Annotated in this window: 20 protein-coding genes; 2 read left to right on the plus strand and 18 right to left on the minus strand. The window is 68.9% G+C overall.

The window, feature by feature from the left end:
* Positions 1-34 precede the first annotated feature (34 nt).
* The 6 genes from rhaI to ACIQLD_RS10630 are packed head-to-tail and all read right to left on the minus strand — an operon-like array spanning position 35 to position 6,289.
* Positions 35-1,201, minus strand: coding sequence for an L-rhamnose isomerase (gene rhaI / locus ACIQLD_RS10605; protein ID WP_402607972.1), 1,167 nt, complete (start codon positions 1,199-1,201; stop codon positions 35-37).
* Complete coding sequence (locus ACIQLD_RS10610) at positions 1,198-1,560, minus strand: L-rhamnose mutarotase (protein ID WP_402607973.1); 363 nt, start codon at positions 1,558-1,560, stop codon at positions 1,198-1,200. Before ACIQLD_RS10610 ends, rhaI begins: the two co-directional genes overlap by 4 nt.
* 59 nt (positions 1,561-1,619) lie before the next feature.
* On the minus strand, positions 1,620-2,651 hold the full coding sequence (gene rhaS, locus ACIQLD_RS10615; protein WP_402607974.1) for a rhamnose ABC transporter substrate-binding protein: 1,032 nt from the start codon (positions 2,649-2,651) through the stop codon (positions 1,620-1,622).
* Positions 2,652-2,697: 46 nt separating this feature from the next.
* Entirely contained in the window at positions 2,698-3,750 is a 1,053-nt protein-coding gene (locus ACIQLD_RS10620) for an ABC transporter permease (RefSeq protein ID WP_402607975.1), read from the minus strand.
* Complete coding sequence (locus ACIQLD_RS10625) at positions 3,747-4,739, minus strand: ABC transporter permease (protein ID WP_402608525.1); 993 nt, start codon at positions 4,737-4,739, stop codon at positions 3,747-3,749. The genes ACIQLD_RS10620 and ACIQLD_RS10625 overlap by 4 nt, the downstream gene beginning before the upstream one ends.
* Before the next feature lie 23 nt (positions 4,740-4,762).
* Positions 4,763-6,289 (minus strand): sugar ABC transporter ATP-binding protein, encoded by a 1,527-nt coding sequence (locus ACIQLD_RS10630; RefSeq protein WP_402607976.1) that lies wholly within the window; start codon positions 6,287-6,289, stop codon positions 4,763-4,765.
* Positions 6,290-6,449: 160 nt separating this feature from the next.
* Here ACIQLD_RS10630 and ACIQLD_RS10635 point away from each other — a divergent pair, with 160 nt between their 5' ends.
* Entirely contained in the window at positions 6,450-7,454 is a 1,005-nt protein-coding gene (locus ACIQLD_RS10635) for a LacI family DNA-binding transcriptional regulator (protein WP_402607977.1), read from the plus strand.
* A 66-nt stretch (positions 7,455-7,520) separates the two neighbouring features.
* On the opposite strand, the gene ACIQLD_RS10640 is transcribed toward ACIQLD_RS10635, so the two are convergent.
* Positions 7,521-14,699 carry a family 78 glycoside hydrolase catalytic domain gene (locus ACIQLD_RS10640; RefSeq protein ID WP_402607978.1) on the minus strand — a complete coding sequence of 2,393 codons (7,179 nt, stop codon included), beginning with the start codon at positions 14,697-14,699 and terminating at the stop codon, positions 7,521-7,523.
* A 169-nt stretch (positions 14,700-14,868) separates the two neighbouring features.
* On the opposite strand from ACIQLD_RS10640, the gene ACIQLD_RS10645 reads away from it, so the two are divergent.
* Positions 14,869-15,270, plus strand: a complete 402-nt coding sequence (locus ACIQLD_RS10645) for a GNAT family N-acetyltransferase (protein ID WP_402607979.1) — start codon at positions 14,869-14,871, stop codon at positions 15,268-15,270.
* 66 nt (positions 15,271-15,336) lie between these two features.
* Here ACIQLD_RS10645 and ACIQLD_RS10650 read toward each other — a convergent pair whose 3' ends face one another.
* The 11 genes from ACIQLD_RS10650 to ACIQLD_RS10700 form a co-directional block, all read right to left on the minus strand.
* The gene (locus ACIQLD_RS10650; protein ID WP_402607980.1) at positions 15,337-20,367 is read right to left on the minus strand and encodes a discoidin domain-containing protein; all 5,031 of its coding nucleotides are present in this window, start codon (positions 20,365-20,367) and stop codon (positions 15,337-15,339) included.
* Between the two features lie 136 nt (positions 20,368-20,503).
* Entirely contained in the window at positions 20,504-21,529 is a 1,026-nt protein-coding gene (locus tag ACIQLD_RS10655) for a LacI family DNA-binding transcriptional regulator (protein WP_402607981.1), read from the minus strand.
* A 165-nt stretch (positions 21,530-21,694) separates the two neighbouring features.
* Positions 21,695-21,898, minus strand: a complete 204-nt coding sequence (locus ACIQLD_RS10660) for a hypothetical protein (RefSeq protein WP_402607982.1) — start codon at positions 21,896-21,898, stop codon at positions 21,695-21,697.
* A 31-nt stretch (positions 21,899-21,929) separates the two neighbouring features.
* A complete protein-coding gene (locus tag ACIQLD_RS10665; RefSeq protein WP_402607983.1) occupies positions 21,930-22,544 on the minus strand; it encodes a hypothetical protein in 615 nt (204 codons plus the stop codon).
* Positions 22,541-23,125, minus strand: a complete 585-nt coding sequence (locus tag ACIQLD_RS10670) for a DUF6286 domain-containing protein (RefSeq protein WP_402607984.1) — start codon at positions 23,123-23,125, stop codon at positions 22,541-22,543. Before ACIQLD_RS10670 ends, ACIQLD_RS10665 begins: the two co-directional genes overlap by 4 nt.
* Complete coding sequence (locus tag ACIQLD_RS10675; protein WP_402607985.1) at positions 23,122-23,514, minus strand: hypothetical protein; 393 nt, start codon at positions 23,512-23,514, stop codon at positions 23,122-23,124. Before ACIQLD_RS10675 ends, ACIQLD_RS10670 begins: the two co-directional genes overlap by 4 nt.
* Complete coding sequence (locus ACIQLD_RS10680) at positions 23,514-23,702, minus strand: DUF2273 domain-containing protein (RefSeq protein WP_402607986.1); 189 nt, start codon at positions 23,700-23,702, stop codon at positions 23,514-23,516. Before ACIQLD_RS10680 ends, ACIQLD_RS10675 begins: the two co-directional genes overlap by 1 nt.
* On the minus strand, positions 23,699-24,214 hold the full coding sequence (locus tag ACIQLD_RS10685) for an Asp23/Gls24 family envelope stress response protein (protein WP_402607987.1): 516 nt from the start codon (positions 24,212-24,214) through the stop codon (positions 23,699-23,701). Before ACIQLD_RS10685 ends, ACIQLD_RS10680 begins: the two co-directional genes overlap by 4 nt.
* A gap of 152 nt (positions 24,215-24,366) precedes the next feature.
* Positions 24,367-25,002: a DUF1684 domain-containing protein gene (locus ACIQLD_RS10690; protein WP_402607988.1), complete on the minus strand. Its 636-nt coding sequence runs from the start codon at positions 25,000-25,002 to the stop codon at positions 24,367-24,369.
* Between the two features lie 9 nt (positions 25,003-25,011).
* A complete protein-coding gene (locus ACIQLD_RS10695; RefSeq protein ID WP_402607989.1) occupies positions 25,012-25,833 on the minus strand; it encodes a sugar nucleotide-binding protein in 822 nt (273 codons plus the stop codon).
* Positions 25,834-25,842: 9 nt separating this feature from the next.
* Positions 25,843-26,304, minus strand: a complete 462-nt coding sequence (locus tag ACIQLD_RS10700) for a MarR family winged helix-turn-helix transcriptional regulator (RefSeq protein ID WP_105525993.1) — start codon at positions 26,302-26,304, stop codon at positions 25,843-25,845.
* Positions 26,305-26,408: the final 104 nt, after the last annotated feature.

A 26,408-nucleotide genomic window follows, 5' to 3' on the forward strand; every position in this document is an offset into this window, starting at 1 on the left:
GCGGGCGGCGCACCGATCACCAGCGCCTGCGCGGTCAGGCGCCCCAGCCTGCCTGGACTCCGCCCACGCGCTCGGCGGCGATCCTCTCCTGGTAGCCGGAGGCGAGGTAGGCGGCCATGGGGTCGGCGGCGAGACCGCGCGACTCGCGCCATTCGGCGAGCGCCGGCCGCACGTCGGTGTAGAACGCGTCCATGAAGAGGGCGTTCGCGGCGAGCACGTCGCCCGACTTCTGGGCGACGGTGAGCGCGTCGCGGTCGACGAGCAGCGCGCGAGCCGTCATCTCCTGCACGTTCAGCACCGAGCGGATCTGGCCGGGGATCTTGTCCTCGACGTTGTGGCACTGGTCGAGCATGAATGCGACGTCGGGGTTGTTCAGACCTTCGCCGCGGATCACCTCGAACAGGATGCGGAACAACTGGAACGGATCGGCCGCCCCCACGATCAGGTCGTCGTCGGCATAGAAGCGCGAGTTGAAGTCGAACGAGCCGAGCTTGCCGAGGCGCAGCAACTGCATCACGATGAACTCGATGTTCGTGCCCGGGGCGTGGTGACCGGTGTCGAGGCACACCATCGCCTTGTCGCCGAGAGCGCTGACCTGCGCGTACGAGGTGCCCCAGTCGGGAACATCGGTGTGATAGAACGCCGGCTCGAAGAACTTGTACTCGAGCACGAGCCGCTGGTCGTCGCCGAGGCGGTCGTAGATCTTCTGCAGCGAATCCTGCAGGCGGTCCTGGCGCCCGCGCATGTCGGCCTGGCCGGGATAGTTCGACCCCTCGGCCAGCCAGATCTTCAAGTCACGGCTTCCGGTTGCATCCATCACGTCGATGCAGGTGAGATGGTGGTCGATCGCCTTACGGCGGATGGCCTCATCCTCGTGCGTGAGGGCGCCGAACTTGTAGTCGTCGTCCTGGAACGTGTTGGAGTTGACCGTGCCGAGGGTCACGCCGTGGTCCTCAGCGTGCTTTCGCAGGTCGGAGTACGAGTCCACCACGTCCCACGGGATGTGCAGCGCCACCGCGGGAGCGAGTGCCGTGTAGCGGTTGACCTGGGCGGCATCGGCGATCTTCTCCCACGCGTCCCGCGGGGTGCCCGGGGTTCCGAACACCTTGAAACGTGTGCCGGAGTTGCCGAAGGCCCAGCTGGGGAGCTCGATGCTCTGCCGCTCGAGGACGGCGAGGTTCAGAGGGGTGAGGATGCTCACGATGCACTGCTTTCGTTCTGGAGACCGGAGGAGGAGAGCTGGTCTTCGAGGTTGAACACCTCGGGAAGTGTGGGGGCGGCCTGGTCCGGTCGGCCGTCGATCCCGACGAAGAAGCGACCCATCTCGGCCTCCCAGCGAGCGGCGACGGGCGACGCGGCGAGATACGCCTGTGCCGCGGCGTCGTCATCGGTCTCGTAGTACCCGATGAGCTCGCCGTCGGGCGCGAGGAAGAGCGAGTAGTTGCGGCGTCCGGCCGCCGCGATCTCGGCGAGCATCTCCGGCCACACGGGGTCGTGACGTTCGCGGTACTCGTCAAGAAGCTCGGGTCGCACCTGGAGCTTCACGCATACGCGCATCATGGGGGCCTTTCTGTGAGCGCCCGGCCGACACCCCGTGCCGGCCGGGCGCTCGGTGTTCATCAGAAGTCGAACTCGCCGATGTTGTCGGCGTTGAACACGAACGGGTCGCCGAGCAGCACGACACCGTCGTCTCCGACCGTGTACTCGCCGAGGTCGCCGGCGGTGAAGGCGTCACCCTTCTTGCCGGTGATGTCGCCCTCGATGAGCGCCTGGGCCGCGAACGCGGCGAGGTAGCCGAGGTCTTCCGGGTTCCACAGCGCGAACGACGTGACGGTGCCGTCCTCGACGTACTCGCGCATCTGGTTCGGGGTGCCGAGGCCGGTGAGCGAGACCTTGCCCTTGTAGTCCGACGTGGACAGGTAGCGGGCCGCTGCGGCGATACCGACCGTCGTGGGCGAGATGATGCCCTTCAGGTTCGGGTGGGTCTGCAGCAGGGCCGCGGTCTTGTCGAACGAGGTCTGGTCGTCATCGTCGCCGTAGACGGTCTCGACGAGCGTGATGTCGGGGTAGTCGCTGGCGAGGTACTCCTTCATCAGGTCGATCCAGGCGTTCTGGTTTGTCGCGTTGGCCGAGGCCGAGAGGATCGCGATCTCTCCGGCGCCGCCGATCTGCTCGGCGATCTGGTCGACCTGCACCTTCGCGATGCCCTCGGAATCCGCCTGGTTGATGAAGACGTCGCGGCATTCCGGGTTGGTGTCGGAGTCGAAGGTGACGACCTTCACGCCGCCGTCGCGCGCCTCGTTCAGCGCGTCGCAGATCGCCTTCGGGTCGTTCGCCGAGACGACGAGCGCTCCGACGCCCTGCTGCGTGGCGGTGTTGATGTAGCTGACCTGCGCGTCGGGCGTGGCCTCGGCCGGCCCGACCTCGGCGAACGTGCCGCCGAACTCCTCGACGGCCGCCTTGCCGCCCTTGCTCGAGGTGTCGAAGTAGGGGTTTCCGAGGTTCTTCGGCAGGAAGGTGATGGCGAGGTTGCCGTCGCCGCCGTTGTCGCCGCCGTCGTCGCCGCCGGTGCTCGCGCATCCGGACAGGGCGACCGCTGCGGCCACCGCGAGGGCGGCGAACGCGGTCACACGCTTGCGTGCAAACATCATTGTTCTGTTCCTTTCGTGAGGGGGTGCCGCTGCTGCGGCGTCGGCGTCATGAAGCTGTGGGTGTGGCGCCGGTGGTCGATCGTGCGGGTCTGCGCCGAGCCTTCTGCAGCCAGGCGAGGAAGCTTGCGGCCACCACCGACACGACCAGGAGGGCACCGGTGATGATGTTGATCACATCCGAGGTCACGTTCATCAGGCGCAGCGCGCTGGCGAGCGAGCCGATGAGCAGCGCCGCGGCCACGACGCCGTAGATCTTTCCCCGCCCGCCGAACACCGAGACGCCTCCGAGCACGACGGCCGCGATCACCTGCAGTTCGAGGCCGGTGGCGTTGTCTCCGCGGGCGCTGCCGTAACGGAGCGTGTAGAAAACTCCGGCGAACGCGGCGACGACACCGGAGAGCACGAAGAGGATGAACTTCGTCCGCTCCACGTGCACTCCCGAGAACCGTGCGGCGTCCTTCGACAGCCCGATCGCGTACACGCCACGCCCGAACGGGGTGTAGTGCAGCAGGAGGATGAACGCGACGAGCAGGATCAGGAACGGGATCATCACGACGGGGATCGTCGTACCGGCGATCTTCGCCTTGGCGAGGTCTGTCCAGAACTCCGGGAACTCGGTGACCGCCGCCGTGCCGAGCAGGCCGACCGCGAGGCCGCGGAACAGCGCGAGGGTTCCGATGGTCACCGCGAGCGACGGCAGGCCGACGACGGTGACGAGGAATCCGTTGAAGGCTCCGCCGACCAGGCCGACGAGCAGGGCGGCGAGAGCGGCGACCTCGAAGGGGATCCCGCCCTGCACCAGTGCTCCGGTGACGACGCTGGAGAGACCCACCATGCTGCCCACCGACAGGTCGATCTCCCCGGTGATCATCACGAGTGTCATCGGCAGGGCGATCAGGAGGATCGGTGCGATGTCGAGGAGCAGATAGTTCAGGGTGATCGGCTGGCCGAACCCGCGCACCGTGCTCGCGGAGACGATGACGACGACGAGGAGCAGGGCGACGATCGCCATCTCCCTGGTGAGGAGCACACGACGCCAGAGCGGCTTGTCGAAGTCGCGGATGACTCGCGTGGTCGCGGTCGCTGTCGCGGTGGTCATGACTTGTCCCTCGCTTCGATGAGCCGTCGTTTCTGGCGGACGGCGAGGACGCGGTCGAGCACGATCGCGCCGATGATCAGGAGGCCGACGACGGCGCGCTGCCAGAAGTCGGGGATGCCGAGGATGGGGAGTGCCCGGTTGATCGTGAGCAGCAGCACCGCGCCGATCGCCGCGCCCCACACCGAGCCGATGCCGCCGGTGATCGCGACGCCGCCGATCACGGCCGCGCCCACCGCATCGAGTTCCCACCCGGCTCCGGCCTGCGAGTTGATGGTGCCGTAGCGGGCCGCGTAGAACACCCCGGCGAGACCGGCGAGAGCACCGGAGACGACGAAGGCCGTCAGCACGCGGCGGGTGACGCGCAGGCCGTACAGCTCGGCGGCGGCGGGATCGGATCCGATCGCGTAGTACTCGCGTCCACCGCGCGTGTTCTTCATGTACCAGGCGGCCGCGGCGAGGACGATGAGAGCCACGATCGTGAGGATCGGGATGCCGACGAGCTGCCCGGTGCCGAGAGCGAGGAAGTCCTTCGGCATGTCGGAGGCGTTCACCCGGTCGCTGCCGGTCCACAGCACGTTGATGCCGCGGTAGGCGTACAGCGTGCCGAGGGTGATCACCATGGCGGGAACCTTCGCGAAGGCGACCAGGGCGCCGTTGATGAGTCCGAGCAGGGCTCCGAAGACGACGGCGGCCACCACCACGACCATGATCGGGATGCCGGGGACGTCGATGAACAGGCGACCGGTGAGGTAGGCGGTGAGCCCCATGACCGAGCCGACCGAGAGGTCTACGTTGCGGGTGATGAGGACGATGGCCTGCCCGACGGCGACGAGCACGAGGATCGACGGCGTGAGGAGCAGGTCGCGCCAGCCGTCGGGGCTGAACAGGAAGTTGGAGTTGTTCGTCGTGGCGGCGATGATCACGAGCGCCAGCGCGAGGAGGATGCCGAACTCTCGCGCCCTGCCGAGGGCTGCGAGCCTCTTCGTCATCGAGGAGACGGGGATGGCGGTGGTCACGAGGAGAGCTCCGATGCGTGCGTCGCGGCGTACATGACATTCTCGGAAGTGGCCTCCGAGCGGGCGATCTCGGCGGTGATCCGGCCTTCGCGCATGACGAGGACGCGGTCGGCCATGCCGAGCACCTCCGGCAGTTCGGACGAGATCATGAGGATTCCCATGCCCTGCCCCGCGAGCTCGGAGAGCAGCCGGTGCACCTCGGACTTGGTGCCGACGTCGATGCCTCGGGTCGGCTCGTCGATGATGAGGACCTTCGGCTGCGTCGCGAGCCATTTGGCGAGGACGACCTTCTGCTGGTTGCCGCCGGAGAGCGTCGCCGCGACCGTGTCGAGAGCGTGCGTCTTGACCTCGAGCCTGGTGGCCCATTCGCGGGCGGCGCGGTTCTCGATCCCGGTGGTGAGGAAGCCGAGTTTCGCGAGCTGGCGGCGGATCGAGAGGGTGATGTTGCCGCCGACGCCGGATTCGATCACGAGCCCCTGCTTGCGGCGGTCTTCGGGGACGAGGGCGAGACCGGCGCGCATGGCGTCGGTGGGGCGACCGCGCGGGATGCGGACTCCCTGCATCGTGACGGTCCCCTCGCGGTAGGGGTCGACGCCGAACACGGCGCGGGCCACTTCGCTGCGGCCGGCGCCGACGAGACCGGCGAGGCCCACGATCTCACCCGATCGCACGGTGAAGGAGATGTCGTGGAAGATGCCGGGGCTCGTGAGATTCTCGACCTCGAGCAGCGGAGCGCCGACCGTGGTCTCCTGCTTCGGGAACAACTCGGTCACCTCGCGGCCGACCATCTGGTGCACGATCTCCTCGACCGAGGTGTCGGCGATCGCGCTGGTGGCGATGTACGCGCCGTCCCGCATGACCGTGACGGTGTCGCAGAGGGCGAACACCTCGTCGAAGCGGTGCGAGATGAAGATGAGTGCGCGGCCCTCGTCGCGGAGGCTGCGCGCGATGGTGAACAGACGCTCGACCTCGACGCCGGACAGCGCGGCGGTGGGCTCATCCATGACCAGCAGACTCGCGTCGAGCGAGACGGCCTTCGCGATCTCGATGACCTGCTGGTCGGCGATCGACAGACCCTCCGCCGGACGGTCGGGATCGATGGTCACGCCGAGCCGGGTGAACAGCCGCTCGACCTCGTGCCGCATGGCCTTGCGGTCGATGCGGCCGAAACGCCCCGTGGGCTGGCGGCCCATGAAGATGTTCTCGGTGACCGACAGGTCGGGGAAGAGCGTCGGCTCCTGGTAGATCACGGCGACGCCCGCGCTCTTGGACTGCGCCGTCGAGGAGAAGTCCACGTCTTCGCCGTGGAAACGGAAGATCCCGTCGTCGCGCTGGTAGAGACCGGCGACGATCTTCACGAGGGTCGACTTGCCCGCCCCGTTCTCGCCCACCAGGGCGTGGATGGATCCGCCGTCGACCGACAGGGTTCCGGAACGGAGAGCGACCACCGCACCGAAAGACTTTCGGATGTCGCGGAGTTCGAGCGCCGGCGGAGAGCCGGGAGCCCCAGAGGGAATCGTCATTGATCGGACCTAAACTGCAGGATCATCCCTGCGGATTGAATCGTTTTAAAAGGTGGAGCATCTGTAAATTACGACGCCCGCAGTCGCTTGTCAAGTCACGGAATGAGCAGTGGTACGTTTCAGGGAAAGGTTTCGCGGATCCCGCGGAAAGGAAAACGCCTTGGTCGTCAGTGTTCGAGATGTCGCTCTCGCCGCCTCCGTCTCCGTCGGGACCGTCTCGAACGTCCTGAACCATCCGGACAAGGTCTCCCCCGCCACGGTGGAACGTGTCACCGCTGCCATCGAGAAGCTCGGCTTCGTGCGCAACGATGCGGCCAGACAGCTCAGAGCCGGCCACAGCCGCTCGATCGGCCTCGTCGTGCTCGACGTGCGCAACCCCTTCTTCACCGACATCGCCCGCGGGGCGGAGGAACGCGCGGCCGAAGCCCGGATGACGGTCACCCTCGGCAACAGCGACGAGAAGGTCGAGCGCGAGCGCGCCTACATCGACCTGTTCGAGGAGCAGCGCATCGCCGGGCTGCTCATCTCCCCCCTCGCCGACGACCTCCCGCGACTGCGCCGGCTGCGCGACCGGGGCACGACGGTCGTGCTCGTCGATCGCGAGGTCGCCGACGAGAGCTTCTCGTCGGTCTCGGTCGACGACGTCGGCGGCGGCTACCTCGCCGTGCAGCACCTCGCGAGCCAGGGGCGACGGCGCATCGCGTTCGTCGGCGGGCCGATGGGCATCCGCCAGGTGGTCGACCGCCTCGAGGGCGCCAGCAAGGCCGCGAACGAAGCGGGGGTCTCGCTCGAAGTCATCCTGACCGACTCGCTGAGCGTGCTCGCCGGCCGCGCCGCGGGCGAGACTCTCAGCGCGCGTGCACCCGAAGATCGTCCCGACGCCATCTTCGCCGCGAACGATCTGCTCGCGATGGGCGTCTTGCAGGCGCTCATGATGCGGGGCAGCATCCGGGTCCCCGACGAGATCGCCCTCATCGGCTACGACGACATCGACTTCGCCGCCGCGGCGGTCGTCCCGCTCTCGTCGATCCGCCAGCCGGCCGAACTCATCGGGTACACGGCCGTCGATCTGATGCTGCGAGAGGCCGGAGGGCAATCCGCACGCGAGCGCGTGGTGTTCCAGCCGGAGCTCGTCGTGCGGGATTCGACGGCGCGGCAGGTCTGACCTCCCCGGCGGGTGGCGCCCCGAGCGCACCCGGGGCACCACCGACGCCTACCGCCGCACCGTCACCTACCGCCGCACCGACGCAGACCGTCGCCGCCGTGCGAACACGAGGAGCACGGCCCCTACCGCCAGCAGCACGCCGGCGCCGACGGGTACCCAGACGTCCGCAGCGAATCCGGTCGCGGCGATCTGCGCGGGGAGCGTGACCGCCGCGCCGCCCTGCTCGACGAGCACGAGCGAGTGCGCACCGCCGGGGAAGTCGGCGGGCACCGTGGCCAGCGCGGAGATCACCCCCACCCCGTTCGCCGTCGCGGTCGCCAGCAGCAGCGGATCGGAGTGCAGTTCCACCCGCACCTTCACTCCCCGTGCGAAGCCGCTGCCCTCGACCAGGATCGATGAGCCTGGTTCGATCGAGAGGGCCGGCGGGCGGGCACTTGGCACGACCTCCAGCGTTGCGCTGGCGTTCCCCGCCCGATCGACCGCGCGCACCGAGAGGCTCTCGGGCTTCGGAGTGGCTGTGACCACTGCGGAGAGGTCGCTCCAGGTGTTCCCGTCGAGCGAGTACTCCAGGCGCTGCACGCCCGAGGCCGAGTCGGTCGCGACCGCGCTGACACGGCCTGCCGAGGAGAGCCACGCCCACACTCCGGGTCGGGTGCCATCGACCTTGATCCGCTCCGACAGGATGCCGCTCACGTTGCCGGCGACATCTGTCGCACGGTACTCGAAGAGCGTCTCCCCCTCGGGAAGGACGACGGGGTCGCGGTACAGCTGCCATCCACCCCCGGTGACCCGGTACTCGACCGAGGCCACGCCGCTCTCCGTGTCGGTCGCGCTGACCGTCACGGCTGCGCCACCGAGGTACCAACCGTTCGAGCCGGGGTTCGACACCGTGTGCGCCACCGTCGGCGGGACCCGGTCGGGGATGACGATCTCGCCGGTCACGGACTGCACGGCCTCGGCGTTGCCGGCGACGTCGAGCGAGAAGAACTCGACCGTGTGCACACCCCGGGTCGCGAGTTCGACGGTGGTGCCGTCGGTCCAGTCGCCGCCGTCGATCCGGTATCGGGTCGCACCGACGCCCGAGGTCGCATCCGTCGGCACGAGCTCGATCACCCCACGGTCCTTCGCGACGTGGTCGTCGTCGAAGTCGTCGCTGAACTCGGCCGTGGTCGTCGGCGCCTTCGTATCGATGCGCACCGGCACCTCGAGCGGCTGCGAGTGGTTGCCCGCCCCGTCGGTCGCGGTGGCCACCACGGTGTGCTCGCCCTCACGATCGAGCGTGAGCGGGGAGGTGTACTCCGCGGATGTGCCGCCATCGACCCGGTAGTCGATGCGCACGTCGCCGGGACGATCATCCTGGGCCTGCAGCTCCACGCCCACGGGGGCGCTGGTGAACCATCCGGTTCTCGGGTCGGGCGATGCCGGGGTCGTACGCGACACGATCTGCGGCACCACGGTGTCTCGCGGGACCGGAGCCGTCCACACATCCGCGATCGAGGGATCGTAGAAGCTGTGGTCGGTCTGCGTCTCGAACCTCACCCGCACCGATGCGTCGGTCGCCCGCTCGGCCGGCACCACGAACTCGTAGGTCTCGGTACCCACGCCGCCCGTGTGCGCGAACTGACGCGTGTGCACCTCGACACCGTCGACGTAGACCTTGTACCTCTTGGTCTGCGCCCGGTCGTAGGTCTCGACCGAGCGGATCACGAAGGGCTCACCGGGGACGACGGCCATGTCGAACTCGAACTGCGAGAAGTCGACGAGGTGCCCGGCGTAACGCCGGGTGAGACCCGCCTCGGTGTTCGTGCCGGAAGACGGCGACGCGGTCAGGGCGTGCGCGGTCTCCGATGTGGCATCTCCGAGATCGATGTGATTGTAGCCGGGCGCGGGGGCATCGATCGGGGCGAGCTGCACCGTGAGCGCTGCATCCCGCGCGGCGAAGCGCACTCCGCCCCTCTCGAACGCGGCGGTCAGAGTCGCCGTGGTCGAGCCGGCCTTCGCGTCGAGCGGCGCCATCACAGGAACCGACAGCGACACCGTCTGTCCGGCGGGGATCACCACGTCACCCGTGCTCAGCGGCGTCTGCCATTCCGAGGGGACGACGACCGTGAGGTGTCCGCTCGTCGGCTGGGCGCCGACGTTGGCGATCTGCGCGACCAGCGTCGTGACCCCACCGGGGCGCACGGTCGCGGGGTCCAGCGTGACGGACGTGATCTGCACCGGGGTGTCGACCACGATCTGCGCATCGGCGGCGAGCCGCACCGTCGCTCCGCCGAAGCCGTACTCGATCACTCCCCCGACCGCGACGGGTCCCGGGGGTGCGCCGAGCGGCACGGTGAACCCGAGGTCGACCGCGGCATCGGTGCCGCTCTTGATCGTCTCGGCGACCGGAGTCGGCTCCGGAGCCGTGGCCCACTCCGCCGAGAGACCGGTGAGGGCTGCCTTCACCCGGGAGATGTCGCGATCACCGCCGTTGTCGACGCGGACGCCCACCTGCCCGGTCTCCCCTGGCTTGACGCCGGGCGGCGGAGTGAGCGCCGCCTCGATGTCGAGGAGTCCGGAGATCGTGCGCCCGAGCGCAGTGCGCACGGCCTCGGCCTTCGCCGCGAGCGCGGCGCGGGTCGCATCATCGGTGGCGACGGCGGCCACCGCGCGGTCGAGCTCGTCGAGGGCGAGGATCGCCGTGGCGAGCCGCTCGGCCGCCCCCGAGGGATCGCCGATCGCGGCGAGCGCAGCCTTCACGTCGTCCCGCACGCGATCGCTGCCGGCGAGGAGCGCCGTCCTGGCCGCATCGTCGAACGCACCACCGATGTGGCGGGCCTCCACCTCGGCGTCGAACTCGGCCAGTCGGTCGAGGATGTCGCCGACGGCGCCGGCATCGGCATCGACCGTGAAGGAGTAGTCACCGGAGGCCACCGTCACGACGACGTCGTCGCCGTCGATCGCGACGCCCAGCACGCCCTTCGCCCTGTCGAGCGCTGATCCGCTCTCGCTGACCGCCCAGGCGTTCGGGGCGGGGAGTCGAACGGTCGCCGTGGAGCCGACGGGCACGTGGGTGTCGAGCGTGAGCGCGCCATCCTGACGCTTCCAGTCGACGCTCACGGGGCCGAACGGGGTCTGCGTCTCGGCCTTCGCCCAGTCCATCTGTCCGGTGACCGCCGGAGCGATCTCGATCTTCCGGTATCCCTCGGATTCGGAGGCCGCGATGCCCGCGACGCCCTTGTAGAACCAGTCGTCGACGGTCCCGAGGAAGTAGTGGCCCAGCGACCGCGCTTCGAGCGACCAGTGCTCCCACATCGTGGTGCCGCCGTTGGCGACCATGAAACCCCAGCTCGGGTACGCCGTCGAGGTGGCGAGCTGGAAGGCGACGTCTTCGTAGCCGTATTTCGTGAGCACGGGCAGCAGGTACTTCGTGCCGAGCACCCCGGTGTTCAGCGCACCGCCCTTCGCCGCGACGTCGGCGGCGATGCTGGCCGCCACTCGCTGCTCCATCGCCGCGTCCGGTGCGAGGCCGAATGCGAGCGCGAGCACGTTGTGCGTCTGTCGGTAGCCGCGGTCGGAGCCGTTGCCCCGGTACAGTCCGCGGTCCCGGTCCAGGAACGTGGCGTTGAAGGTGTCCTTCACGACCGCGGCACGTTCGGCGAACATCGCCGCATCGGCGGTCTTGCCCAGGTGCGTGGCCGACTGCTGCATGGAGGTGAGCATCGCGTAGAGGTATGCCGTCGCCGACACCCGCGTGTCCTCCGGAGCATTGCTGCCGGCCGGGCTCGCTTCGGGGCTGACCCAGTCGCCCAGCCGCGGATTCGCGACGAGGCCGTTCGTCGAGCGGCCGTACTCCAGGTCGAGGTAGCCCTTCATGCCGTCGTACTGCTCGGCGAGCACACGGTCGTCGTTGCCGTACTGGTAGAGCCACCACGGGATCATGACGTAGGCGGAGTGCCAGGGCGGATTGATGCCCCAGTTGCCGGTGTCGCCCCAGTTGTTCGAGGAGGGGGCGATCACCTCCGGCGCGCCGTCGGCACCGCGGGTCTCGTGCACGTCGCGCATCCACTTCGCGAACAGCTCGTGCGTGTCGAGGTTCGTCATGAACATCTCGGCACCGACCGCGGCGTCACCGGTCCAGCCGTTCTTCTCGAACATCGGGGTGTCGGTCGGGATGCCGTGGATGTTGTTCTTCAGGGTGTCGACGACCGCTCGATGCACCTGGTTCATGATGGGCTCGGAGCTCTCGAACGAACCCCACTCGCGTGCGTCGGTGTGCACGACCTTCGCGGTGAAGTCCTCGAGCCGTGGCGGCTGGTCGCCCGGCCAGCCGGTGACCTGGATGTACTGGAACCCCTTGTACGAGAACTGCGGCTCCCACGTCTCCGGAGCACCGGTGCCCGCGAGGACGAACCTGTCGGTCTGGAACCCCGAGGCGAAGCCGCCGTTGTTCGAGAAGTTCGGAAGGCCGCTCGGCAGCAGCTTCTCTGCGGCCTGCGAGCGGATGGTCGTGCCCGCCGGACCCTGCGCCGTGTACTGCACCCACCCGGCGATGACCCGGGGGAACTTGACCACGTACGTGTCGGCCACCGGCTCGGTGATCTCGACGGCCGGAAGCTCCTCGGTGATGCGGATGGGCTGCTGGCGCTGATTCACCAGCACGCCCTTCGGACCCTTCGCCTCGAACGCGGGCTCCCAGCCCGAGTCGTCGAAGCCGGCGGTATCGAATCCGGTCTGCACCTTGCTCGCATCGAACAGCTCGCCACCGTAGAGGTCGTCGAACTGCGTGGGTCCGTCGTGGATGGTCCAGCTGTCGTCCGTCACCACGGTCTGCACCGTGCCGTCGGCCAGCTCGAGCCGCAGCAGCAGGCGCGCGACGGGCTCATCGTGCCACGGCGGGCGCTGCCAGTTCCAGACGTTTCCGCCGGTCATGCCGAAGAAGCCGCGGCCGAGTTCCAGGCCGATCGCGTTGGAGCCCGACTTCACGAGCTCGGTGACGTCGTTCGCGACGTACTGGACCGTGTCGTCGTAGTCCGTGAAGCCGGGCGACAGCACATCGTCACTGATCGGCTTGCCGTTGAGCGACACGTTCGCGTACCCACCGGCGGCAACGAACAGCGTCGCCGCCCGCACATCCGCGTCCACGGCGAACTCCTTGCGCAGGAGCGGAGCGGGGTTCGGCTTCGCGACCGGTTCGCGCACACCGCCGCCCCAGGGTCCGCTGCCGAACGCCGCCTGTGCCGCCGCACGACCCCACCCGGAGTCGTCGAAGCCCGGGGCCTCGAACCCGGCATCGACGGTCTTGCTGGCCTTCCACTCCGTGTCGGTGCGCACGATCTCGGTCGAGCCGTCGGAGTAGGTGACCCTGATCGCGGCGACCAGCCCGGCGGGAGATCCCGCGCCGTTGGTGGTCTGCACGGCAACGGTGTTCCGGCGGGCATCGAGGTCGGCGAAGAACCGATGCGACTGCTGCCACTCGTTCGTCGCCCCCTCGGTGGCCCCGAGCAGGGTGCCGTTCACCGACAGGCGGAAGGAGTCGTCGGCGGTGATCACGATCTCCGCCCGGGTGGCGATCTTGTCGTCCGGGGATTCCCACGTGCGGCGGAAGGCCCGCGGCTCCCCCGGCGCGACGGGTGCAGCGGCCTCCGGCGTCCAGATCCACGTCGAACCGGCCAGCGTGAGCTTCTCGGTTCCGAGGTTCAGCTCGGGAATCGTGACCTGACCGCCGTAGACCCAGCCCCGGTAGAGGGCCTGCTCGCGGGCGGCCTGCCACCCGGAGTCATCGAACTCCACGGTCTTCCAGCCACTCGGTGCGGCGCTCTCGGAAGAGACCAGCGCCTTCGTGCGCCCGTCGCTCACCACGTCGGTCGACGTGCCGTCGGTGTAGCCGATGCGCACGCGGGCGATCACTCCCCCGTACTGGGCGTTTCCCGGGGTGTCGAGAGCGAGTGCGAGGACGTTGGATCCGGGGGCCGCGGTGAGGGCGACGGCGCGCGCCTGCTGCCATTCGTTGTCGGCGCCGGTGTTGAACGCGACCTTCTCACCGTTCCAGTAGGCGGTGAAGATCTGGTCACCGGTCACGGCGAGCTGCGCCCACGCGACGGTCTTCGAGGCGGGGACCTCGATCGTCCGACGGAACAGCGTGTCCGGGATCGGGTTGCCGGGAGACGGCGCGCCGATCGCGGGGAGGATCCACGACGCGGTGTCGAAGGTCATCCGCGTATCGGGCGTGGTCTCGACGGGGATCGTGACCGGTCCCCAGGGCGATCCGCCGTAGATCGTGCGCGCGGCGGCGGCCTCCCAGCCGTCCGCGACGAAGTCGCTGCGGTGCCATCCGCTCGGCGCCGTGCGCGTCGACAGCCAGCTGGTGTCGGTCACGATGTCCTGCGTCGTGCCGTCGGAGTAGAGCACGGTGAGCTTCCCGACGAAGCCTCCGTAAGCCTTCGCGGTGTTGTCCAGGCGCACGGCGAGCACGTTCTCGCCCGACTTCGGCGACACTGCCACTCGCGATGCGGTCTTCCACGCGTCGTCGACCGAGCGACCGGACGCCACCTGCACCTCGTTCAAGAGCACGGAGTACCCGCGGTCCCCGGTCATCACCAGCTGCGCACCGGCGATCGTCTTCGCGGGGTCGACCGTGAACGTCTTGCGGAAGTAGCCCGATGGCGTGTTGCCTCCCGCGTACTGCGGGTGGATCCAGCTCGCCCCGGTCAGGGTCATCTCGATCGGGCCCGACTCCTGCGGCCGGTCGTTCCCGATCCAGGCGCTGCCCTGCCAGTCGGCCTCGCCGTACAGACCGGTGTGGAAGGAGGAGGCGGCCTGCGCCGATCCCGCGGAGGTCACGACGTCGACGCTCCAGAAGTACTCGGTGGCCGAGGCGAGGGCCGGGCCGGTGTACTCGACGCTCGATGACGCATCGGAGGAGACGACGCCGCTGTCCCACGCGAGGTCTCCCCCGGCGAGGGCTCCGGCAGAGGCCGCGATCCGCAACCGGTAGGACTCCTGCACGACCGCGCGTTCGCCGGTCTCGATGACCCACGAGAACCGCGGACGGTCGACGTCGATCCCGACCGGCTCGGTCTTCTTCTCCACCTGCAGGGTGGTGAGCGCGAGCGTCGGCGTCGCGCCGGCGGCGGGTACGGACGCCCCGCTCACGAGGGCGGTGGTGAAGGCGAGAGCGACCGTCAGCACCCCCACCAGCAGGACGCGAGCCGAGCGGGACCAGCGCCGGGGGCGCGCGGAAGGAGCAGTCGGATATGTCACGGAGCGTTCCGATCGTCGTTGATGGAAACCAGTTCTTCGGGCATTGCGAGGTGTGCACATCGAATTGAATGAATCGATTCAACGCCTCGTCGGCGAGAGTAGCATCCCCACCGATGCCGACGCAATCACCGCCCGATGAAGAGCGACGGTGAACCGCTACCGTAGTGAGGTGGACATCACCCTCACGCCGCCCTCGCCCATCGACGTCAAGACTCTGTATGACGAGACCGGCTGGGCTGACCATCCGATTGAGACGTTCGAACGAGCGCTCGCCGGTTCGTGGATCGTGTGTTCTGCGCGTGAAGCGGACGGAACGCTGCTCGGCATCGGCCGCCTCATCGGAGATGGCGGCCTGCACGCGTTCGTGACGGAGTTGATCGTGACCGAACGGTCACGGGGCCGCGGGATCGGCGCACGCATCCTCGAACGACTCGTCGCCGAGTCGCGGGCACGGGGCGTGGATGACATCCAGCTCTTCGCCGCCCGCGGGAAGTCCTCGTTCTACGAGCAGCACGGTTTTGCGCGGCGCCCGCACGACGCGCCGGGTATGGACGTGGTGGCCCGCGGCTGAGTCGACCGACCCGCCTCCCGTCGAAGGTGGGGTGGAGGCGGGCCGGGGCTCTGTACGTCGAACGGCTCAGTCGAGTGGGGCGGGTGTGCGGAACCTGCGGACGAGGGCGAGTGTCAGGACGCCGAGCAGCGCGAGCACCACGACCTCGACTGGAATCGCCCACCACCAGATCGACGATGCCTCGTCGGCCGTCTCGGCCGGAGCACCGACAGCCTCTCCCGCGGCGACGACCGAGAACACGCCGGTCAGCGAGCGATCCGACTGCGCCCCTCGGACCTGGAGCGTGTACTCGCCCGGTTCGAGGTCTTCGGGAACGAGGAACCGGACGGTGACGAAGCCCTCTTGGTCGGCGACGAACCGCCCCAGAGGCGTGTCGACGCCGTCGAGTGTCACCTCGATGCTCTCCCCCGGGGTGAACCCGCCCGCCGTCGCGGACTGCGTCTCTCCGGCCTTGATGCGGGCGCTGCCGATCACGAGCTCGATGGCGCCCGGCTTCTCGGGAGCAGCGGTGGGAGTCGGCTTCGTGTCGACCGGCGGCGCGGGGAGCGCTTCGCCGCCATCGGGCGATCCGCCGTTGCCCGGCTGTCCTGCGCCGGTGCGCGGCGGCTTCGGATTCCCCGTGGTCGGACCCGATGGCTTCGTTCCCGGAGGCGTCGTGCCCGGAGGGTTCGTGCCCGGCGGGTTCGTCGGGGGGTTCGTCGTCGGGGGCGCGGGCTTCGTGATGACGAAGGTCGCCGCGAGCTCATCGCTCGCGATCCGCTTCCATGGATCGTCCCCCGCCACCGCGGCCGTGAACTGCGCGGCCCCTTCGGCGCGATCGATCCCGAACTCGCACTCGATGCTCGCTGCGGGGGCCAGTGCACCCTGCACGCAGGAGGCCACGGCGACACCGTCGATGGTGGGCGACACGAGCGACAGCGGAACTGTTCCCGCGTTCGTGATCGTGTATCGCACCCGCACCTCTCCCGCGCTCTCGATCGAGGCATTCGGCGTCGCGACGGGGTCGACCCAGGGGGCTCCCGGCTTCGACCCTCGAATCGCGACGGCCAGGTCGAGGTCGGGGACGTCGTCCGCGCAGAGCGCGAACTCCCGCTCGATGACGGCCGCATCCGTCCCCGCGGCATAGACGCCGAAGGTCTGCAGCGATGCCGAGGTCTTCGACGCCCACTTGTCGACGGTGACGGCGACGTATCGCGCCGTGCCGGAGACCGGTGTGACCGCGGAACGCTCTCCCGCCACGGCACCGATATCCGTGTAGGTCTTGCCATCGGTGCTCGCCGAGAGCGAGACGCCGGGTACCGCGCCATCGGTCCACACGGTGCGGACTGAGCCCAGAGCCTGCGGCGACCCGAGGTCGACGACCATGCGCCCGCCGTCCGCGCCCGGCTCCCACGCCGTGCAGGGGTTCGCGTCGGTGGCGAAGTCCGGGTCGGTCATGCCCTGCGGCAGCGGGCTCGTCGGGAAGGTCGTGACCCCGACGGCCTGGTCGGCGAGCGGATAGGCGGCCCCGGCGAACGAGACCGTCACCGGCTTTCCTCCGGACAGCTGCACGTCCTTCGTGGCTCCGGATGCGGCGTGCGTGACCCGGACCGTTCCTTCGCCTCCGCTCAGCACAAGGGTCCTGCCGTCGCGGACGTCGGCGGTCACGCCGGCCTGCACCCTGGAGCCGTCGACGTCGATGACCGTGAAGCGCGCCGCGAGCAGCTGCGAGCTCGCAGCGGCGACAGAGCGCTGGATACTCACCGTGTCGGCACCGAGCTGCTGGCTCCCGTCGAAGAGCGAGACCTGCGCAGCGGGCGCCGGCACCGTGATCGTGCCATCGATCGCTGCACCGGAGAGGTTGAAGATGCTGAGGTAGCCGTCCGCATCGCTCGCCTTGAGCCCGGGGTCGCTGGTTTTCACCGTTGCCCGTGCGGCGAGCTGAGCGGTCGTCGCCGCATCCGTCTTGGCGTAGCCCTCGACGAGCAGGTCGGTCGAGGCGCCGTTCGCGAGGATGACCCGGTCGGTGGTGGTGCCGGAGACGACGGTGATCGGACGCTCCGAATCGCGTACGACCAGGCCGACGCGGTCCTCGATTCCGAGCCAGTCGCCCTGGGACTGGCTCGCGCCTGATGCGGCTGAGTACTGCGCCACGTCTTTCCAGGTCGTGCCGTCGACGGAGGTCTGGATGCTGTAGACCTGACCGGCGGCCGACTCCCAGCTCAGACGCACGCGATCCACCGGAGCGACAGCACCGAGGTCGAGCTGGATCCAGGTGTCCGGTGCGGTGCGCAGAGGCTGGGCGACGGCCCACCGCGTCCCGAAGTTCCCGTCATTGACCTTCGCGGCCTGACGGCTGGAGCCGGCGTCCTCGCTGGAGGCGGTCGCGGTCGCACCGATCGCGAGGTTCTTCGGGTCGGTGCCGTTGAGCACGCCGAACTCGAAGAGCGAGTACCCGAAGCTCGGGTTGCCGAGAGCTCCCTGCATCCGCACGTAACGGGCCTGCTCCGTCGGGAACGACAGCTCGTCCATCCGGGAGACGATCGGCGCCCGGAACGCGAGCTCCGTCCAGGTCACGCCGTCCGTCGAGGACTGGATGCTGAACGCGCCGGCCATCGCCGACTCCCACAGCAGTCGCACGTTGTCGACCGTCACTTCGGCCCCCAGGTCGAGCTGCACCCAGCTGTCGGCCTTGGCTCGGTCGGCTGAAGCCACCGCCCACCGACTCGCCGGGTCACCGTCGTTGACTCGGGCGGCGGGCCGCGCCGGGTCCTGCGACGAAGCTGTCGCGACGGCGCCGGGCGCGGTGGCCAGGTTCGGCCCGTTGGTCCCCCTGCGGGCTTCGAACTCGAACAGCGAGTATCCGAAGGCCGTGGTGGTCGCCGCCCCCTGCATCCGCAGGTAGCGCGTCGTGGTCGGAGCGAAGTTCACCTGGTCGCCGCGCGCGACGCCGGCGATCGCGGCCTTGTAGCCCGCGTCGGTCCACGTCGATCCGTCCACCGATGTCTGCACGACGTACTGCTTGGCGGCGGCCGTATCCCAGAAGAGGTACGCCGAGTCGATGCTGCGCACCGACCCGAGATCCACCTGCACCCAGCCGTCGACGGCCGACGCCGCGGCAGGATCGATCGCCCACCGGGTGTCGGTCTTGCCGTCGGTGAGGTTGCCGGCGGGATGGGCGGGGTCCGAAGAGGACGCCGTCACCTTGCCACCGCTCGCGAGATTCTCGGCAGAGTTCCCACTGCGCACCATCAGCTCGAACAACGAGTAGCCGGCGTTCGCGGCAGCGGGCTGCACTCCCTGGATGCGCACGTAGCGGGCGTTCGTTGCGGGGAAGGTCACCGGGTCGAGCCGGGCGACGTTCGCGGGCTTGGTCGGCGCAGCGGGAGGTGTCGTGTCGACCGAGGTGTAGCGCCCCTCCGCGGTGTCGTAGTCACGGCTCCCATCGAGGCCGGGCACTCCGGGCATCGTGAGCTTGCGGACGGTGAGCGCGCCTTCGCCGGAGCCGTTGCCCGTCGAGGCGTAGACGATCGACCCCGTGGGTAGCGTCGTCATCCCGGCATATCCGGCCCCCAGATCGAGCATGCTGGCAGAGCCGTCGAAGCCGTCCTTCTCGAGCGAGTAGACGTCGCCGAATCGACCCTTCACGACCAGACTGCTCTGCGGCAGCATCGACGGAGTATTCCCGCTGATGTCGAAGAGCCAGTCATCATGCTCGGGCTGCCACACGAACTTCACCATGTTCGCGCGATCGACCGTGCCCGCCCAGGCGTTCGGGCTCTGCTGCGCGAGGAGACCAGGACGACTCTTGCCGTAGTCGACGACGCCGCTCGCATACGCGAAGAGTTCGTCGTTGCTCGCCGGAGCGACAGGTCCCTCGGGGCTGCCGTTGCGCAGCTTGTGGAGCAGGTAGCTGATCGCCACCTCGGCCCGCGCCTCGGGCTCGTACTTCGGTTCCCCGGAGAACTTCGCGATCCGGGGTGCCGCGCCGTAGTCCTGGTAGGGGAGCAGTCGTTCGGCGAGGTTCTGCTCGGCGCGCGCCGCGTACGGGTTCCCCTGCACCTGCGCGAGATAGGCGAGAGGGAGGACGTCACGTCCATAGAGGAACTCTCGGTCATCGACCATCGGCATGAGCGGCTCACCTGCGTCGCTCATCGTGCCGAGGATCGTCGCGAGAAGCTCTTCGCCGTTGGGCTGCGCCTCGAGCACCTCCGGCAGCGGCTGCCCGGCGAGCAGGAAGTGGATCGCGTTCCGCGCCGAGGTCCGCCAGACCTCGGACTGGTAGTGCGGCCCGAAGGAGTCGTGGTTCTCGACGAGGAATGTGTCCCACACGTTGTGGGCCGTGTTGTCCGAGATCGGCACGCCGTCGAGGCTCGCCGGGTTGGCGGCGTCGGCTGCGGGAAGGCCGGTCATGTTGCGGCTCCACAGGCTGAGGCTCTGCTTCCACGCGGCGTTGTTCGTGTGCTCGGGGTACCACGCGGCGCCCGGGGCGATCGACTGGGCGTAGACACCCATCTCCTCAGCCTTGGTGTCGCCCGAGTAGCCGCCGTTCATGCCGTTCGGCGTCCAGCCGCCCGACATCGGGTCGTTCTTGCTGCCGAGCGAGACCGTGTACTCGGCCTGACCGGTCGCGATGGTCTCCACGTTCTTCTTCGTCGTTTCGTCCAGCCGGTCCCACAACAGGCGGGCCGCGAGCACGAAGTAGCTCTCGTAGGTCGTGTCCCAGAAGAGCTGCTTGCCCCACTCGGTGCCACCGGTCAGACGGTTCGTCGCTGCGTACCGCGTGATCGTCTTCACGGTGTGATCGAGCAGCGTCGCCTGGTCGACCCCGGCGACCGCGGCGTCGTAGCGATCCGGCTCGCTCAGGAGCACCGCGTTGCCGAGGACGACGGCGAACCGGAAGTCGGCGAGGGCATACGCGTTGATCGCGGGCGACCACTGCTGCTCGACCCAGACCGTGTGCTTCAGCAGCACCTGGTAGTAGATGTCGGAGACGGCGTCGGATGCGCCGAGCTGTGGGGCTGCCTGCTCCGCAGCAGCGGAGGCCGGAACGGTCGTTCCGAGAGCAAGGGCGAGGGCAAGAGTGAGCGCGGTGATCGCGCGGGAGATGGTGCGCACGGGAATCCTTCGGGTGGGACAGGACTGCCGCGTATGACAACCTTGTCAGAATTGCACAGTACGACAGGACCGGTCGCCACGTCAATACAAAACTCGGCGGCGCCTCCCCCGCGCGCACCCGCCCTCGAAGGCAGCGTCAATCGCGCGGCGGGATCTCCCCGGAACCACGCGCGACGAGTCTGGTCTCGACCACGACCGAGTGCCGACCTCCCGCGAGCGCCACGCTGCGCTCGATGGCCATTCGCGCCGCCGCTCGCCCCATCTCCACGGGGTCATGGGCCATCACAGTGATGCCGAGGTGCTCGAACACGTCGAGGTCGTCGAACCCCACGAGCGCGGGCGGAGACGTGACGCCGCGGAAGGCGAGCGTCGCCCCGACCGTCACCCGGTTGTTGCTCGTGAAATAGGCAGTGGGGGGCTCATCGAGTTCCATGAGCAGGCGCACCGCATCGCGGGCACCCGGCACATCGTGCAGACCCGACCTCACGTACACCTCACGAAAGCGTTCCGGTACCCTCTGCACGGCATCGCGATACCCCGCCAGCCGCTCCTCGTGGGTCTGAAGCCGGGGATAGTCGCCGATGAATGCGATGCGCTCATGCCCGACGTCGATCAGGTGCTCGACCGCCGCCCTGGCACCGGCCTGGTTGTCGAGCACGATCGAATCGGCGGTCACTCCGCGCGGCACCCGGTCGACGAAGACGATCGGCACACGTTCACGCTGCAGAGCCTCGGCGCGCTCATGCGAGGTGTCGGTCGGGACGAGGATGATCGCCTCGACGTTCCGCGACAGGAACTCCTGCAGCAGCGTCGCCTCGGTCTCCGGATCCTCGTCCGAACTCGCCAGCGTCATCTGCATACCCTGCAGTCGCGCCTCGGATTCGATGCCCTTCGCCAGCGAGGAATAGAACGGGTTCGCGAGGTCACCCGCGATGAAAGCGACGAACCCGGAGCTGATCCCCCGGCGCAACTGACTGGCCGTGCTGTTGAGGTGATAGCCCAACTCCTGCGCGGCCGCGACCACACGGGCCTTGGTCGGAACGCTGACGTACTTCTCATCGTTCAGCGCACGAGAGGCCGTCTTCAGGCTGACGCCGGCGAGGTCGGCGACTTCCAGGAGCGTGACGCCGCTCCGGTTCCGGCCATCCGACTTCTCCTGCACGAACTCTCCTCCTTCGGGCCCCCGCGACGACGCCGCGACGAGCACGCCTGAGCATATAGCGAGTTCGGACGGCACCTGTGGCGCACCGACTGCTCGGCAGTTCGTCAGTCGAGAATCGACCATGGGCCCCGACCCGCAAGACCGGAGGATCCGCCTGCCCCGGCGTCAGCGGCCGAGGGCCTTCCGCGCCTTCTTCGACGCCTTCTCGACGGCCTTCTTGCGTCGCTTCCGCGCCTGGGGGTCGTTCCACATCCGCACCAGCTGATGGCGGACCGACTCGCCCTTGTTGACCTGCACCGTCGCCGCCCGACTGCCGAGGACGTAGGCGACGAAGGCGACGCCGACGATGAGAAGGATCTTGTTGCGCATGATGCCTGCTTTCTGCGGGAGTGCGGTGTGCTCAGGAGAGACGGCGCTGGTCGTGCGCGAGGCGGGCCCGGAGGCTCGTGTGGACCGAGACGAAGGTCGCGGTCTCGCGCCCGGTCAGCACGGCGAGGTTGGCGAGCAGGCGATCGACGTGGTCGACCAGCTCTCGCGGGTCGGTGTTCTGCCGCGGCGTCACGGAGACGTGCAGCACAGGGCTGCGACGCACATCGTTCGCCGTCACCTGTGCGGAGAGAACCTCGTCACGCGTCGTGAGGGAGTTCTTCACGGCATCGGAGACGAACGCTTCGTCGACGGTCACGCGGCCCAGAGGGTTCTGCGCTCCCGTCGAGCGGAGCACGGTCTTCGAGCGGCGGCCCGCGATGCTCGTGAGCGCGAGGATCAGCAGCACGATCACGACCACGATCGCGACGACAGCACCGATGCCGATCCACGACAGGCCTCCCCCGGCGAGCGCGGTCGCGGCGATCGCCTGGTCGAGCCAGGATCGTGCATCCGTGCCGCCGGCGGCCCAGATGTCCGACAGCGTCGGCCAGCTCATGATGGCGATGCCGAGGGCTCCGAGCGCGAGGAACAGCAGCCCGATGATCAGGAGCAGAGTGCGATTCAACGCACGGTTGGTGTTGTTCACAGGTCGTCTTCCTTCTCGGTGGGGCGCTCGATGCGCACCCGGGTGCGCACCCTGTCGGCCAGCCGGTACGTCTGCAGCTCCGCCTCGGCGGCCGCCTGCACGTCGGACTTGTCGAGGGGAACGCCGACGCCGGGGCGCACGGTCACGTCGACGGTGCGGTGTCCGACACCGACGGTGATGCTGTCGCGGGTGAGCCCGGTCTCCTCCGTGAGGTGCTGGGCCAGTGCGCTGGCGATCACGCCGTTGTCGACGACGACGGCGCGTCCACCCGCGTCCAGCACGTGCTTCGACAGTCGCCCCGGGGTGACGGCCAGCACGATGAAGACCAGTCCGATCAGGGCGAGCACGACGCTGCCGGCGATCACGAGCCCGGCGGGCTGCGCGGTGGGAAGCCCGATCAGCCACCCTGCGGCCTCGGCGGGACCGACCAGGAGCGCGGGCTGCGCGGCGAGGCTCAGCACGATCTCGAGACCGATGTAGGCGAGGGCCAGGATGAGCAGGATGACCGCGACGAACATCGCGACGGTGCGCGGCGAGTGCGTCTCACGTCGGATGACGCGGCGCAGGACCGGGGTGCTCATTGCACTCGTCTCCTTTCCGGGATGGCGGCACCGGTGACGGTGAGATTGATGCGGATGACGTTGCGTCCGAGGATCGTGCTCAGGCTCTGCTGCAGCTGCTCCTGCAGATCTCGCGCACGTTCGAGGACAGGCGCGGTCTGCGAGATCGCGGCCGTGTCATCCAGGCGCGGAACGGGAAGAGGAGCGGCGATCCGTACCGTGATCCCCCTGGGGTGCTCGGCGACATCGACCTTCACGTCGCTGCGAGGCACCCCGATCAACGTCGCGGACGCCTTCTCGGTGACCGTACGGTAGACGCGATCCTTCACCTCGACGCGTCCGCGGACGGTGGCCCCGCCGGCGGCGGCTCCCGAGGGAGCGCCGCCGGCGATGTGCTGGTCGGCGCGCATCAGGAGGTGCGCCGCCCGGTGAAGACGTCTGCGAGACCGCGGACGTCGAGCTTGCCGGAGGCGATCCGGCCGATGAGCGCCCCGATTCCCGCGAACACGGCCATGAGGAGGAATCCCCAGAACCCGAAAAGCAGGGCGGCGAGGGCGAGGAGAGCGCCGATCAGGGCGCCGACCGTCGTGGCGCTCATGAGACGCGCGACTCTTCGCTCTCGTCGCTGTCGTCGCCGGGCACATGCACGTCGTTGACCTCGACGTTGACCTCGACGACCTCGAGGCCGACCAGGCGGCTGATCGCACCCGCGACAGCGGCACGGACGTTGTTCGCGACGTCCTGGATCGGCGCCGGGTACTCGACGACGATCGTCAGGTCGGCCGCGGCCTGCGTGTCGCCGACCTCGACCTTGACGCCCTGAGCGAGGTCGGTGGCGTTGATGACGTCGCGGATCGCACCGAAGGCGCGTGCGCCGCCGCCGCCGAGCGCGTAGACGCCGGCGACCTCACGCGCGGCGATGCCGGCGACCTTGGCGACCACGCCGTCGGCGATGGTCGTCTTGCCCGCGGCGTTGGCGTCCGTGGGGACGCGCGATGCGGAGAATCCGCTCGACCGGTCGACGCGCGATGCGCCGGCGGCGGCCTTCGGAGCGGCCTGGGCGAGCTCCTTCTCTGCCGGAGCGGGGGTGGTCTGGTCCTGGTTTGCCATGAGGTGTCCCATCTCGATCTGAAGACCGGTCGCGGGTCCCGTGTGAGACTCCCGCCGGGAGCGAAACGCTCGCTCGGAGATAGGACGAGCGGGAGGGCCGAAACGTCACAAAGATGTTCCGGATCCCGCCCAGCGCCTGCGGAACGGGACGCTCAGGCGGCCGCCGCGCCGTACATCTCGCCCACCGGAACCGGCACCGGGAGCACGTTGCCCGGCTGCGCGAGCGGGCACGCCCACGCCGGGTCGTACGCGCAGGAGGGGTTGTAGGCGAAGTTGAAGTCGAGCACGACCGTTCCGCGTTCCGCGTCGGATCCGAGGTCGGCGCCCTTGACCGTGTCGATCAGGTAGCGCCCACCGCCGTAGGTTCCGCCGGGACGACCGGCAAGTGCATCGCGCACCGGGATGAAGAGACCGCCGCCATAGGACGCCAGCCGCCAGACATCGAGCGACCCGACGTCCGGCACGTCCACGCGGCCGATCCGCTCGAAGGGCACGATGCCGTCAGTGCCGGTCGCGAACTCGAAGCCGCCCTCATCGGTGGCGAGGATCGGCAGCTCGAAGCGCCACTGCGGGTCGTACGAGGCGATCGGGAGTCCTTCGAAGAGCGCCCGATCCTCCACCAGCAACGGGGTCGCCGGATGCCGGAGCATCAGATCGTCCCGCTCGATCCGCCAGAGTTCGTGCGCGTCCTCCGGGGAGTCGGCGATCCGCACGGCGTCATACAGGGCGAAGACCCGACGCCGCCAGTCGACGACCTCCACGGCCGTGCGTGCAGCTGTGCTCGTCATGGCCCCAGGCTACGCGGCCGCGCCTGCGATCATCTCGGCGTATCCCTCGCGATAGGTCGGATAGTCGAGGCTGCCGAGCACAGACCGCAGCAGTGTTCCGTCGTACACGAACCCGCCCGGGTCCGCAGAAGCGACATCCGGCGGCACCTCGACGCCGAGCCCGTGCGCGATGAACGTGACGACCTCCCCGAGCGGAGCCGGGCTCTCGTCGACGGCGTGCACCAGTGGAGGCGGCTCCGGAATCCGCAGCAGCAATTCGAGAGTGCGGACGAGATCGACCTCGTGGATCCTGTTCGTACGTCGCGCGTGCTCCACCGCCGCTCCTTCGCGCACCTTCCGCACGAGGAACTCGCGGCCGGGACCGTAGATTCCCGCCGGCCGCACGATGACCGCATCGAAGAACTCGATCGCCGCCCGCTCACCGTCGAGAAGTCCGCGCGAGCGTGCACTCGCAGGCTCGGGCTGGTCCCGCTCGGTGGTCGGCAGCGCGGATCCCGCACCGTCGAAGACACCGGTCGACGACACGAACACCGTGCGCGCGGGGATCGTCGGCAGAGCTTCCGCGAGGTGCGTCAGCGCGGTGCGATACGCAGTGGGGGTGTCACCGGGAGGGAGCGTGACGAGCATGCGGTCGACGTCAGGGAGCCGTGCTGGCAGCGGCGCCGCGAGGTCCGCGCGGATGCCCGTCACCCCCGGGAGCAGGTCGCCGTCGCTCCGACGCAGCGCGAACACCTCACCGTGTTCGAGGAGTTGCGGCGCCAGACGCGCGGCGATCTTGCCTGAACCGACGAGGAGGGTGCGGGACGGGGCCGTCGCAGCGGATTCGTGCATGCGTCTCGATCAGCCCGCGGCGAGCGCGGGCAGCGCGACGCCGTGCAGAGCGTCGACGACGGGGGCGAGTTCCGGCTGCGCCGCCGCATCTTCGAGCACCTGCTCGAGCGCGGCGTCGTGGATCGGGCGGGCGCGCTCATAGAGCTCACGCCCCGCCGGGGTGAGCTCGGTGTAGATGCCGCGGCGATCGTCGGCGCAGAGGATGCGCGTGAGGAGACCCCGGTCTTCCAGGCGGTTGACCAGGCGTGTCGTGGCGCTGGGACTCAGGGCCGCGGCGCGGGCCAGCTGCTGCATGCGCATGTGCCATCCGTCCTGACGGTCGAGCGCATCGAGCACGGTGTACTCGACCACCGACAGCTCGACGGCCTCGGCCAGACTGCGCTCCAACGCGGTCTCGATCAGGCCGTGCAGTGCGGCGAGGGTTCGCCACCCCTGGGCACGCACCTCGACCGCGTCGTCACCGATACCCATGGCCAACCTCCGAGATAGTTGCTTGCGCCGGATACTTGCGTGTGCAATCATTATTCTTCGACACGCAATATGCCGCGTCTGCAAGTATCCCCACCAATGTACCA

The sequence above is a fragment of the Microbacterium sp. NPDC091662 genome (genome assembly GCF_044756705.1).
In the GTDB taxonomy this organism is placed as follows: domain Bacteria; phylum Actinomycetota; class Actinomycetes; order Actinomycetales; family Microbacteriaceae; genus Microbacterium.

What these genes read in the sequence shown, in the direction of transcription:
- ACIQLD_RS10610 (WP_402607973.1), bottom strand. Translation starts at nt 1,560, where the DNA reads ATGATGCGCGTATGCGTGAAGCTCCAGGTGCGACCCGAGCTTCTTGAC.
- rhaS (WP_402607974.1), bottom strand. Translation starts at nt 2,651, where the DNA reads ATGATGTTTGCACGCAAGCGTGTGACCGCGTTCGCCGCCCTCGCGGTG.
- ACIQLD_RS10620 (WP_402607975.1), bottom strand. Translation starts at nt 3,750, where the DNA reads ATGACCACCGCGACAGCGACCGCGACCACGCGAGTCATCCGCGACTTC.
- ACIQLD_RS10625 (WP_402608525.1), bottom strand. Translation starts at nt 4,739, where the DNA reads ATGACGAAGAGGCTCGCAGCCCTCGGCAGGGCGCGAGAGTTCGGCATC.
- ACIQLD_RS10630 (WP_402607976.1), bottom strand. Translation starts at nt 6,289, where the DNA reads ATGACGATTCCCTCTGGGGCTCCCGGCTCTCCGCCGGCGCTCGAACTC.
- ACIQLD_RS10660 (WP_402607982.1), bottom strand. Translation starts at nt 21,898, where the DNA reads ATGCGCAACAAGATCCTTCTCATCGTCGGCGTCGCCTTCGTCGCCTAC.
- ACIQLD_RS10670 (WP_402607984.1), bottom strand. Translation starts at nt 23,125, where the DNA reads ATGAGCACCCCGGTCCTGCGCCGCGTCATCCGACGTGAGACGCACTCG.
- ACIQLD_RS10675 (WP_402607985.1), bottom strand. Translation starts at nt 23,514, where the DNA reads ATGCGCGCCGACCAGCACATCGCCGGCGGCGCTCCCTCGGGAGCCGCC.
- ACIQLD_RS10680 (WP_402607986.1), bottom strand. Translation starts at nt 23,702, where the DNA reads ATGAGCGCCACGACGGTCGGCGCCCTGATCGGCGCTCTCCTCGCCCTC.
- ACIQLD_RS10685 (WP_402607987.1), bottom strand. Translation starts at nt 24,214, where the DNA reads ATGGCAAACCAGGACCAGACCACCCCCGCTCCGGCAGAGAAGGAGCTC.
- ACIQLD_RS10690 (WP_402607988.1), bottom strand. Translation starts at nt 25,002, where the DNA reads ATGACGAGCACAGCTGCACGCACGGCCGTGGAGGTCGTCGACTGGCGG.
- ACIQLD_RS10695 (WP_402607989.1), bottom strand. Translation starts at nt 25,833, where the DNA reads ATGCACGAATCCGCTGCGACGGCCCCGTCCCGCACCCTCCTCGTCGGT.
- ACIQLD_RS10700 (WP_105525993.1), bottom strand. Translation starts at nt 26,304, where the DNA reads ATGGGTATCGGTGACGACGCGGTCGAGGTGCGTGCCCAGGGGTGGCGA.